Here is a 12,364-nt window from a genome sequence, read left to right on the forward strand (position 1 = left end):
CTTCCCATTCCGAACAGAGCAGTTAAGCCCGCCAGCGCCGATGGTACTACATCCTTGTGGGAGAGTAGGTCGCCGCCTTCTTTTAGGATCCCGACTTCCATTTGGAACGTCGGGATTTTTTTTTGCTTTTTTTTTACCGTATGCGTTAGGGACAGAGCGGCATGTTTGAGCTCTCCGGGCAACCGCACGGAAGCGAGTAGCGAAGGCCCGGCCCCGAAGGGGAACGCCCTAGTGAAAATGATGATCTTCAGATAAATTATTTATTTTTAGAAAAGTCTCTGTAGGGATGCATATCTATGCCCGATGTACAGAAATCAGCTTCTACCTTGAATTGAATGGACCACGGATACACAAATATTTTTTGTTACACTTTTCACTAGTTCCATATCTGAAGGATTAAATGCATTCTTTCTAGGCTTCCTTATTTAGATTATCAATTGGAGGCTTCAATTTTAATCCGTTTCTATGTTTAAAAGAAATTTTCCAAAGCGATATGTAAGCAATTAGGTTGTTTGAATTTTTTTCCATCCATTCTTGTTAATTCAGTAATAAATTACATAAGGATTTGTTATAGAAATAAATTATTAATAAAATTATTTAATTATTTCAGTTAAGTGTATAATTTTATACGTTTATTTGCGTTTTAAATATTACACGTGTAATAAATGAGCTGATTTATTTTTGGGTGAATTCAGCTCAAAAGTTTTTTCAGTTTAATCTAAGTGATATGATGCGTACAAGTTGTACTCAATTTTGTTTATTTTTTTTATTGATTATTTTTTCTTTTCAGCTTAACGGACAGCAAAAGAAAAAGCCGAATATACTGTTAATAACGGCTGACGATCTTGGTTTACAAGTGGGCGCTTATGGTGATACTATCGCTAGAACCCCAAATATCGATAAACTTGCTAGAGAAGGGGTTCGGTTTACCAATGGTTATGTCACCCAAGCTTCTTGTAGTTCTTCAAGAAGTAGTATCCTAACTGGACTATACCCTCATCAAAATGGGCAATTAGGTCTTTCTCATATGGGCTTTTCTATGTATGATAGCATTTTAACACTGCCACAGATTCTTCATCAGCAAGGTTATAAAACCGGTATTATCGGAAAGCTGCATGTAGAGCCTGTTGATAAGTTTCCTTTTGATTTTGAATATGCTAAAAACAATTCTTCATTAACGAGAAATGTTAGAGCAGTGGCAAATAAGGCCGCGAATTTCATTAAGGAAACTGAGGAATCTCCATTTTTCTTAATGGTAAATTACCTAGATCCCCACTTTAAATTTATACCGCAAGTAGAAGGATTGCCTAAAAATCCCTACAATGCTAATGAAATAGAGCCCTTTCCTTTTCAATTAATAGATACTGAAGCGCAAAAAAGACGTATAGCAAATTTTTACTCATGTATTGCCAGATTGGATGATGGTATCGGAATGTTGATGGAAGAGCTTGTTGCTACGGGAAAGGCAGAAAATACGCTTATTATATTTGTGGGAGATCATGGAGCTCCATTCAACAGAGGTAAAACATCATGTTATGAAGCGGGAGTTAAAATCCCTTATATTATCCAATTATTAAAAGAGATGTCGACTAGTAAAGAGGTTGATGCCTTGGTTTCTACGGTAGATATTATGCCTACTATTTTGGAAGTTGCAAACATTGAAGTTGAGCATACAATAGAAGGAAAGTCTTTGTTGCCAATTATAGATGGGGATGAGGATGAATGGCGAACCCATTTATATTCAGAATTTTTTTATCACGGTCCAAAAACGTATTATCCACGTTACGCTGTGAGGAACAACCGATACAAACTTATTTATAACGTAAAAGATACCATTAACCCTATACTCTCTATAGATTCCGACAATTCTTATAAATTTTCACAGGAAGGTCGCTTTGATGGTACCTTGGCTCGGCAAATCTTCAATAGGTTTGCAAATCCTCCAAAATTTGAGTTGTACGACCTGTATGAAGACCCAAACGAGCTATACAATTTGTCTGATGATGAGGAGAAAGTAAAAATTCTTTCTGAATTAAAATCGAATCTTCAGCAGTGGATGATAAAAACGAATGCCTCTCAATCATGAATCGAAGAAATTTTTTAGGATATACTGCGGCAGCTACAGGATTTTCTTTTATGGAAAACCCTTTTTTGAATTTTGGTGAATTAGAGGAGATTCAACTTGGCACACAACATACCATACTGCAAAAGCATAGGCAATATAATGAAGTTTGCTACGGTCCTGTTTTAAATAAAAAACAGAATCGTTCTGATGTTGTCTTTATAAGATACGAAAATGGAAGAGAATGGTTAATGCATCAAGTTTCTGAAGAGGCACTTCCTACCAAAATCACCGAAGCCAAATATTTATACACACCTACTTTCTACGGTGACCATATTTTATGGATTGAGGGAGACGGAAAAAACTGGAATATTAAAAAAACATCATTAGCTGAGAATAATACTGAAAACCTCCTTGAAGACTACTGGGGGCGTCCTCATTCGCTTTATTTGGCTGAAGGACGTACTAATGAAATCAATTATTTAGTTTGGGAAGAAAGACAAGGAATGTCTACCAAGATTTTCGCTGGATTAATGCAAAATGGATTTTTGAAGGATAAAGTTCAAGTGGGTGATGCAGCTTACAATTCTTATGATCCTGTTATAACTATTGATGAAGAAAACATATTGCATATTGTTTATTGCGCGTTTATAAACGGAAATTATAGGATAATGCATCAGGTAGGCGATGCCGACTTACAAAATCTAAAAAGTCCAAAATGTGTTAGTGACAGTTCCAGTCCTTGTTTAAGACCTTCCGTGTGGCCACGCAAAAAAGGCGGGGTATGGATTTCCTATACAGATATGGTGCTAACACCCGACTTTGCCCATTTCGATTTTCCTTACGTGCAACACCACAGAAGGAGAAAACAGCACGAATTTTTTAGAAGCAAAGGACTTTTAATGGTTAGGGCATGGATGAATGGGGAAGTTTACGCTCCCTATGCATCCCCAAACGGCAGTAGGAATGGGTTTACCGCTAGCGGAATTGTGTTCGGTTCTGATTTTAGTAAACTAGGTCAAGTTTTTGAAAGTGAAAATGGAGAATTAGGGATAGTTTATAGAAGGCATCAACAATACAGCAATGCTGGTGCAATAGAAAAAGATTTTATTTCTAATGCAGATAAGCATATTCGTACAGCCCTAAACACACGATCGGATTTAGTTGTGAGTTTTTTAGGGGAAAAGGGTTGGACAGCCCCTAAAACTTTGGTGCTTAGAGCACATTATGAGTTGCCTATTTCTATAAAGGTTGAAAAAGAGGCGCTGGAATTGGCATTTGTTGCTGATGGTCGTTCTACTGGATGGAGCGAAAAAGGAGAGTGTTTCGACAAGGAAAGCGAAATTGCTTTAGGAAAACTCAATATTCTGAAAGAAAAATTGCAAGCCCCAAAGTATGAAATGTCTCAATTGTACTTAAAACCCAATATGGAAGGAAATATGGAAGAGCCAATAAGCAAACAATCTGGAAAAACCCAGACTGTTTACGGGCAGACTCACCTCCATACCACCGATTCTATATGTACTCGTGCCTACGATCAAGGACACCATTCTAATTACCGGTTTATGCAGGATGTCCAAAAATGCAGATTTGCGGGTATTACAGATCATTCTTATAATATGGGTCCGCTGGAGCAGCATAAAATGAGAGAAATAGCAAATTACTATTATTTCCCTGGTGAATTTGTTGCCTTACAAGCTTATGAATGGACTTCAAAAGAAGGTCACGTAAACCCTTTATCATTTGAGGAAGAAGAAGATTTGCAAGTCTACAACCCAAATGATGAGGGTGCAGTTGGGAGTACGTTTAAAAGCTTGTGGGAGGTATATGAAAACAAAAAAGTAGTGGCGCCACCACACCACGTAGCAGATTATAACCTTCCGTTTGAATGGAAACATTACAAGGAAAATCTCATGCCCGTGGTAGAAATTTTTCAAGACCGAAGGGGATCGGGAGAGCAGCCTCATTGCACAGGAATTACCAACTACGCTAAACAACCAAATGGGTACTGGATTGTAGATGAAGTTAAGAAGGGAAAAAAAATAGGCTTTATAGCGGGAGGAGATCATTCAGGTTTGGCATTGGCGGCACTAAATGTTTTAGAACTCACTAGGACCGAATTGTACAAAGCGTTTCAGTCAAGATCTTGTTTTGCGACTACGGGGCATCAATTAAAACTATCATTTATCAAAGGGGCAGATCTTCAACTCAGCGTGGAAGCCAATGAAAATATAGATTTTGTTGAGATTGTTCATCAAGGGAGTACTGTGGAAAATATATCCGTTAAGGTAAAGAATTTTAAGCATAAATGGGGGAAGAAACCTGGCTTTTGGTATTGTAGGATTGTACAGGAAAACGGAGATGTCTGTTGGGCGTCACCAATTTGGATTTCTTAAAATGAATTGAATAGAGTTTTCAAGAATAAAAATGGATAATAAAAAATATACATATCGCTTTCAATGTATTTGTTGCTTGATGACGATACTATTTTCGGTTTCCGTTGCTTGGGCACAAAATTACAGTCCTTCCAAGGAAAATTTAGAAAAACGGGAGTGGTTTAATGATGCCCGATTTGGAATTATGATTCATTGGGGGCTATATTCAATGTTGGCTGGAGGAGGAGAAAATGCTCCTTCTGAATGGATTTTACGCAATAAAAACATCCCACCTAAAGCATACAGAAAATTGATGGATTTCTTTAATCCTTCCCAATTTTCTGCTAGTGAATGGGTAGATGTAGTAAAAAATTCTGGCGCTGGTTATCTTAATTTTGTTGTAAAACATGGGGATGGATTTTTACTTTACAACAGCAATACATCCAACTTTAAGGTTACTAATACTCCTTATGGAAAGGATGTTCTTGAGGAAATAAAAAAAGCATGCAATGCCAAAGGAGTTAAGTTAATCTTACATTATTATCAAATGGACTTAGCCGATGAAAACTACCTTGCAGCTAAGGTAGATGTAAAATTCAAAGATGAGCAATGGCAAAACTATTTAGAGACCCAAAATAAACAAGTAAATGAGCTTATGTCGAACTACGGACCAATAGATGGTTTATGGTTTAACGGTTGGTGGGATATTGGTAATAAGAGGGATTGGCAACTTGAAAAAACATATGATATTGTTCACAACAATCAAAGCAGTACTTTAATAACTAATAATCATCATATATCCCTTCAAGACGGGGAGGATTATGAATTGTATTATAAGAAATTTCCAATTGATAAAGTTTCTAAAAGACCGAGGGAAACCTTTTTTTCCATTAGCAGTTCGTGGGGCTATAATTTAGTCGCCGACGACTACCTTACTTCCGAAGAAATTATTACTTCCATAATCAAAGCGGCAGCCCACAATAGTAATTTCACCCTCAATATCGGACCTATGCCAAATGGTCGTATTGCACCTGAAATTGTTAAAACTCTAAAAGAGGTGGGTGCTTGGATGGAGAAGTATGGAAGTATTATTAAAGGTTCAAGAGCTGTAGATTGGCCCTCCAATGAGTTTCTATCTTTTGTAATGAACCATGGAAAGGTGTATATGTTTGTTTCAAAAGATTTTCAACAAGAGATTACTTTACCAACAGGAGTTCCTGTTCAGAAAATTAAAAGTGCGATGCGATTCGGTGAAGATATAAAATTAGCTATACAAAAGCGCGGTAAATCGTGGGTTTTTAAAGATACTGAACCGATTAGAAAAGGAACTATTTATGAAATTAACATCCAATAAATGAAATATCCAAGATTAATTCTTGAACACCCAAAGGATTATTGTATGGATGTTCCATGCGATATTTAAAACGATAAATATAAATATATGAAACTAAGATTTCTCATTTTGCTAACTTCATTTGGTTTGTATCAAGCTATGCTTTTTGGGCAGGAAAGTAATAGGGTAGCCGAGTTTCTTCCAACTGCTCATTTTGAAATAGATTCTACTAGAAAAGAGGTTAAGAGAACACCTACAACATTAGAAAATTTCAGTTACCGACTAAATATTTTAGATAGTTGGGCAAGATTAATGGCTTTTGCAGGAGCAGACCTTGGAGCATTGGAAGGCTATTTTTACTTAAACAAACAAGCTAAAAAGATATCGGAAAAAGAATATTATCAAGCAATTGATAAGACTTTCTTCGGAATGGAACGTATGTATGCCAATTTTATGACGACTCCAGAGGGAAAAGAATTTAATCCTAGAGCACAATTTGAAAGGAATACAAAAGAATGGCCGCTTTTTCATGGTTCGGAAAAACAAACTCGCACGACTGAAGATCCTGGCCCAGTAAAAGGAGATTTGGCATGGAAGTTTCCTACAGGACGACCTTGGTACTCTAGACCTGCTGTGGAAGATGGAAAAGTATATGTTAGCTCACCCGGAATGACCACAATCTTGTACCGTTTAAATGAAAAAGATGGAAAAGTAGAATGGAAAGCACGTCAACGTGGTAGCGGACACCAATACGGAACGGCTAGAATGAATTCATCGGTGTTGCTCTTGAAAGACGCAGCCATTGTACGGGAAGTAGGAAGCGGAGGAGAAAAAGGACACCAGAAGCACTTTGTATATGTAAATAAAAAAACTGGGAAAGTAATAAAAGAAGAATATGCAGGGCATATAGATTATCGCGTAGGGAATGCTCCCTTAGCTGGGAATGATGACTTCTTGTTCTATCCACATGGGGTACAATCCATTCATTGGGCGAAGGAACGTACAATTACTACTTTTGATAGTTTAATGTGTAAAAATCCGAAGACAGGTGAACTACTTTGGAAACAATATATTGGAGAATATTGGACAGAACCTCTTTTACAAAATAACAAGGTTTATGTTGGATCGGTTAGTGGTACGGTATCAGCTTTTGATGCTAGAAAAGGTGGGCAAGGTGCATTATGGAAGTTTCAAGTAGACGCTTCGGTAAATGCAAAATTAGCTGCTAATGAAAAAATAGTAATAGCTGCAGCCGAAAATGGAAAGGTATATGGATTAGATCCCAATTCTGGTGCAAAATTATGGGAGTATAATGTGGATTATATTGAAACCAAAGCTTTCCAACAATTTTCACAAGCTGAAATTTCCGGAGACAAGGTTTTTATTGGAGGGGCAAACAAAAATTTGTACTGCTTAGATATAACTTCAGGTAATTTGCTTTGGAAAAGAAACCTCGACGATTGGGTACGCGCTAAACCTCTTTTCAACAAAGGAAAAATATATGTTGCTACCCTAAGTGGAAAACTTTATAAACTTACTGAAAAAGGTGATGTAGTTTGGATTCGGCAGCCCACGGGCCATCAAGTATTTGCTGATTTAGTGATGGGAGAATATTCACTTTTGCTCAATTCTTCAGACCTTTATCTTCATAGTATTGATATTGAAACCGGTAAGGAAAATTGGCGACATAGCTTAATGGAGGCCGTTTATTCTCATAATGATAGGATTTGGGCAGATTTCGATGGAGGTGGCGGCGATTTTCAAGCCTCACCAATGGTTGCTGAGGGTATGGTAATAGCTGCTGGTCCAGATCGTTTTGTACATGCTTTAGACCATCATACGGGAAAAGAAATTTGGCGCTTTGAAGTACGTGGACAAATTCCGGCAGCACCAATCTTTTACGGAGGAAAAATTTATTTTGGGCAACAAGGTGGGACAGGATACTATTACTGTATAAATGCTTTTACGGGAGAATTGGAATGGAAGAAGGAACTTGGTTGGGGTTGGGCATCCGCAAATGCTTCCGAAGGAAAAATTTATGTTCCAACTGTTAGTGGATGGATTTACTGTCTCAATGCTGAAACAGGGGATGTTATTTGGGAATACAATACTGAAAATGGTACCTATCCCGCTCCCGCAATAGAGGAAAATGTAGTGGTTTTTGGATCGTGGAATGATAAATACTATGGTTTTGACAAGGAAACAGGGAAAAAACTTTGGGAAAAGAGTATTGGCGGTAATCCAGATTCTGGCGCTGCACTGACTTACGACGGGAAGGCATATTTGCAAGGACTTGCTTCGGATTATTTCTTCTGTGTAGATGTAAAAACAGGAAAAGAGCTATGGAAATTTCCATTACCCGATGGTTATGAATGTAATATGTCCCCATCTATAAATAACGATAAACTTTTCTTTAGCATTTTTAAAAACGGACAAGTTTGTCAACAGGCCATACCCAGTATTACGTATGCCCTAAATGCTCAAACAGGAGAGAAGATTTGGGAGCTAAGCGGTGGCGGTGGACTTACGGGAACGGCAAATGCCAATGGAAACGTCTTTTTTGGTTCTTCCGTAGACCCGTATATCTGGTCGGTTTCTGAAGATGGAAATGGGGATGGAAGCACTAAAGTGAATTGGAAATTTAAAATGAATGGTAGGGCAGAAGAATCTTGTATTACCATTGCCTACGGTAAAGCATATATTTTGGCTACAGATGGCTATATATATGCTATTGAATAAACTATGTAAAAACCAAATAGAACAATGGTAGCTTTAGTTAATGGTAAAACAGTATCATGTTTAATAGTTTTTATTCTTTTGAATATTTACGGTACATACGGTTTGCAAAAAGATGAATCAATTCCAAATGTGGTTCTTATTTTATGTGATGATTTGGGGTATGGTGACCTTGGTGTGTATGGGAATAAATTGAATAAAACCCCTGCGATAGATAAGTTGGCTAAGGAAGGTATAATGTTTACAGACTTTTATTCGGCTAGTTCGCTTTGTACTCCCGCACGTGCTGCTTTATTAACAGGTACTTATCCATTGAGAAACGGCATGGCCAAAAATTTTAGAGGGGAGTGTGTGATTTTTCCAGTAGATGAAATGGGTTTGCATCCAAATGAAATAACCATACCCGAAATGCTAAAACAAAAAGATTATAAAACAGCACTAATAGGAAAGTGGCATTTGGGTGATCAAAAGGAGTTTTTGCCTACGCGTCATGGATTTGATTATTTTTACGGATTACCGTATAGTAACGATACGCCGCCTGGTTATAAATATAGAAAGGAAAAAAAATTATACGAACATCCTGAAATTCCACTTCTTAAAAATGAAGAGGTTATAGAAAGTCCTGTAGTTCAAGAAACATTAACAAAACGATATACTGAGGAATCGGTAAAATTCATAAAAGACAATAGGGATAAAGCTTTCTTTTTAATGTTATCTCATACCATGCCACATGGACCATTGCACGCAAGCAAAAGATTTCAGGGGAAATCTAAAAATGGACTATTTGGGGATGTAGTTGAAGAAATTGATTGGTCTACGGGAGAAATAATCCAGACTTTGGAAGATTTAGGATTAAGGGAAAATACCATTGTAATTTTTACTTCAGATAATGGAGCGCCCAATAAACCCGCGAATCGCTCCAATTTTCCACTTTCAGGTTATAAAGGAACAGTAGCCGAGGGAGGTATGCGTGTCCCAATGATATTTTCTTGGCCAGGACACTTCCCTAAGGGAAAGAAATGCAATGAGTTGACCACAATGATTGACATATACCCAACCTTGGCTAGTATAACAGGCTGCGATATGCCTAGTTCAATGGTAATTGACGGTAAGGATATACAATATTTGCTTCATAATCCGGAGAAAGAATTGACTTCATCTCCCTACTTTGCCTATTATCTATTGGATCAACTTCAGGCAATTAGGGCTGGAAAATGGAAACTGTACCTTCCGTTAAAACAAAAGAAGGATATGTGGAACCGTAATTTTAAAGAAGCACATTTAGAGCTTTATAATTTAGAAGAAGATATATCCGAAACAAAAAATGTGGCCTCAGAATACAAGGAAGTCGTAAGTAAACTTTCTGTTTATGCCACTATAGCTAGAAATTGGATTGGTGATGAAGGTTATGTAACACCCAATTCTAGACCTGCTGGTTATGTTCCAAACCCACAACCATTAAAAATAATTAGGGATTAGAAAAAGAAGGCATTATCAAACAAACATGACTTGAACAATGAGAAAAAATTTTATTACACGTGTAATAGTATGTATTTTAGCAGAAGATTAAAAAATAAGAAGAGAAACTATGTTTAAGATAGTCGATGCAAAAACTGCAGCGGAAAAGATAAATGACGGTGATACGCTTGCTATAGGTGGTGCTGGAGCAGGTCATGCCGTTCCAGACACATTATTAAGAGCTTTAGGCGAACGGTTTAAAACAACAGGTCATCCTAAAAAAATCACGAGTGTGCACCCTTGCGGTGTTGGCGATAACGATCAAAGAGGACTTAACCATATTGCTTTAGAAGGACTTATTGATACTGATTTTGGGGGTTTTTGGGGAAACGCGCCTAAGATGGTTCAACTTGCCAGAGAAAATAAAATTAAAGGCTATAATTTCCCACAAGGGATTTTGAGCCATTTAATGAGGGCTTCAGCATCTAAAAAACCTGGGGTAATTAGTAAAGTTGGGTTGAATACATTCGTAGATCCGCGTATTGAAGGAGGAAAAATAAATCAGGTTACAAAAAAAGATCACGTCCAAGTGATGGCGATTGATGACGAGGAATATTTGTTTTATAAATCCTTTAAAATAGATGTTGCTTTTATTCGTGGAACTTCCATAGATAGCGAAGGAAATATTACCATGGAAGAAGAAGTAGGTTCTTTTGCCATGTTTTCCATTGCACAGGCAGCCAAAACCAACGGAGGGATTGTGATTGCACAAGTTAAAAATGTTGTTGATGGCAATTGTGATCCCGGACGCGTTAAAATTCCCGGTTTTCTTGTGGATTATGTGGTAGTTGAACCAAACCAAGAAATGACCTTTCTCTCTAAATTTGATCCTGCATTGGTGAAACGGGATGCGCCGTACACTCCCGAAGAATTACCGTTGGAAGGTCCTAAAAGAATTATTATGAGACGGGCCGCCTTAGAACTAAAAAAGGGAGCTTTCGTAAATTTAGGCTACGGAATGTCGGACGGGGTTCCTATTATTGCACAACAAGAGAATATCTTGGATGAATTAACTTTTATGATTGAACAAGGTGCCAGTGCCGGGATTCCTACTACCGGATTGAATTTTGGTGCGATGTACAATCCTTCTTCTATTGTTGATGATGGTTACCAATTTGATTTCTTTCAAGGTGGCGGACTCGATATTGCTTATCTGGGTTTTGCACAGATTGATAAGAATGGAAATGTAAACTCCAGTCGCTTTGGAAATGTTTTAACTGGTTGCGGCGGATTTATAGATATTTCGCAGAATGCTAAAAAAGTTGTTTTTACAGGAACTTTTGCTGTAAAATCTACCCAAAATATATCTGAAAAGGGTGTAGAGATCACTCATCCAGGGAAATTTAAAAAGTTTGTTGATGCTGTGGAGCAGATTACTTTTTCTGGGAGATTTGCCATGGAAAAAGGGCAAGAGGTCTTTTACGTTACCGAAAGAGCTGTTTTTAAATTAACAAAAGGAGGGCTGGAACTTATCGAATTGGCTCCATTGGTAGATTTACAAAAGGATGTGCTGGATATGATGGATTTTGAACCCTTGATATCAAAAGAGCTGAAATCAATTGATTCCCGAATTTACAAGAATGAATATTTAAATCTTAAAGAAACCTTTTCCTAATTATGGCTGAGATGATTCAAACAGATCTTAACGATGGTGTGTTTACCATAGTTTTAAATAATCCTTCAAAAATGAACTGTATCGGGTTCGAGATGCTGTACGCTTTACAAGCGGCTCTCAACACTGCGGAAGAGGATGAAAATATTCAAGTAGTTGTATTACGGGGAGCAGGCGAAAAAGCTTTTTCGTCAGGAGCGAACACTAAGGAGTTTGGCGCATTAACTGGTAAGGATGTTGAAAAATGGATACGACTCGGAAATGATATCTTTAATCAGCTTGAAAACTTATCAAAGCCCACCGTAGCCTTTCTTAATGGATACGTTATGGGTGGCGGCTTTGAAATGGCCTTGGCATGCGATTTTAGATTGGCAAATACTTCTGTGGTTATTTCCAATCCAGAGGTTGGCAATGGTTGGCTTCCAGGTTGGGGCGGGATGGCTCGGTTACTGCGTTTGGTTGGAGAAGCGCACGCAAAACAAATTGTATTGTTAAGCGAGAAACTCGACTCAACAGAGGCTTTTCGGATGGGATTAATAACTGAAGTTTTTGAAACAGAAAATGCTGAAAAAGAACTTTTAAATTTTACGGCAAAACTGAAAAACATTCAGCCTAAAATATATTCCGTAGCCAAAAGGACCCTAATGGATTCCGGGCGTACTACCTACGGTTCAGACGTCGATTTTGATGTGTTGGCTGTTCAACTGGCTCAAAATAAATAAAACAAA

General features: G+C 37.6%; 7 protein-coding genes and 1 rRNA gene. All 8 read left to right on the plus strand.

Annotation, left to right across the window (positions count from 1 at the left end):
• Positions 1-81, plus strand: a 5S ribosomal RNA gene (rrf, locus tag NDQ75_RS15240); the annotation flags it as partial.
• Positions 82-727: 646 nt separating this feature from the next.
• Entirely contained in the window at positions 728-2,086 is a 1,359-nt protein-coding gene (locus NDQ75_RS15245; protein ID WP_202029663.1) for a sulfatase family protein, read from the plus strand.
• Positions 2,083-4,458, plus strand: a complete 2,376-nt coding sequence (locus NDQ75_RS15250; protein WP_202029664.1) for a hypothetical protein — start codon at positions 2,083-2,085, stop codon at positions 4,456-4,458. Before NDQ75_RS15245 ends, NDQ75_RS15250 begins: the two co-directional genes overlap by 4 nt.
• Positions 4,459-4,537: 79 nt before the next feature.
• On the plus strand, positions 4,538-5,791 hold the full coding sequence (locus tag NDQ75_RS15255; protein ID WP_202029665.1) for an alpha-L-fucosidase: 1,254 nt from the start codon (positions 4,538-4,540) through the stop codon (positions 5,789-5,791).
• A gap of 87 nt (positions 5,792-5,878) precedes the next feature.
• Positions 5,879-8,509, plus strand: coding sequence for an outer membrane protein assembly factor BamB family protein (locus NDQ75_RS15260; RefSeq protein WP_202029666.1), 2,631 nt, complete (start codon positions 5,879-5,881; stop codon positions 8,507-8,509).
• A gap of 24 nt (positions 8,510-8,533) precedes the next feature.
• Positions 8,534-9,985 carry a sulfatase family protein gene (locus tag NDQ75_RS15265; protein WP_202029667.1) on the plus strand — a complete coding sequence of 484 codons (1,452 nt, stop codon included), beginning with the start codon at positions 8,534-8,536 and terminating at the stop codon, positions 9,983-9,985.
• A gap of 109 nt (positions 9,986-10,094) precedes the next feature.
• On the plus strand, positions 10,095-11,639 hold the full coding sequence (locus NDQ75_RS15270) for an acyl CoA:acetate/3-ketoacid CoA transferase (RefSeq protein WP_202029668.1): 1,545 nt from the start codon (positions 10,095-10,097) through the stop codon (positions 11,637-11,639).
• A gap of 11 nt (positions 11,640-11,650) precedes the next feature.
• Positions 11,651-12,358 (plus strand): enoyl-CoA hydratase/isomerase family protein, encoded by a 708-nt coding sequence (locus NDQ75_RS15275; protein ID WP_202029669.1) that lies wholly within the window; start codon positions 11,651-11,653, stop codon positions 12,356-12,358.
• The last annotated feature ends 6 nt before the right edge of the window (positions 12,359-12,364 follow it).

The sequence above is a fragment of the Galbibacter mesophilus genome, assembly GCF_023721415.1.
In the GTDB taxonomy this organism is placed as follows: Bacteria; Bacteroidota; Bacteroidia; order Flavobacteriales; family Flavobacteriaceae; genus Galbibacter; species Galbibacter mesophilus.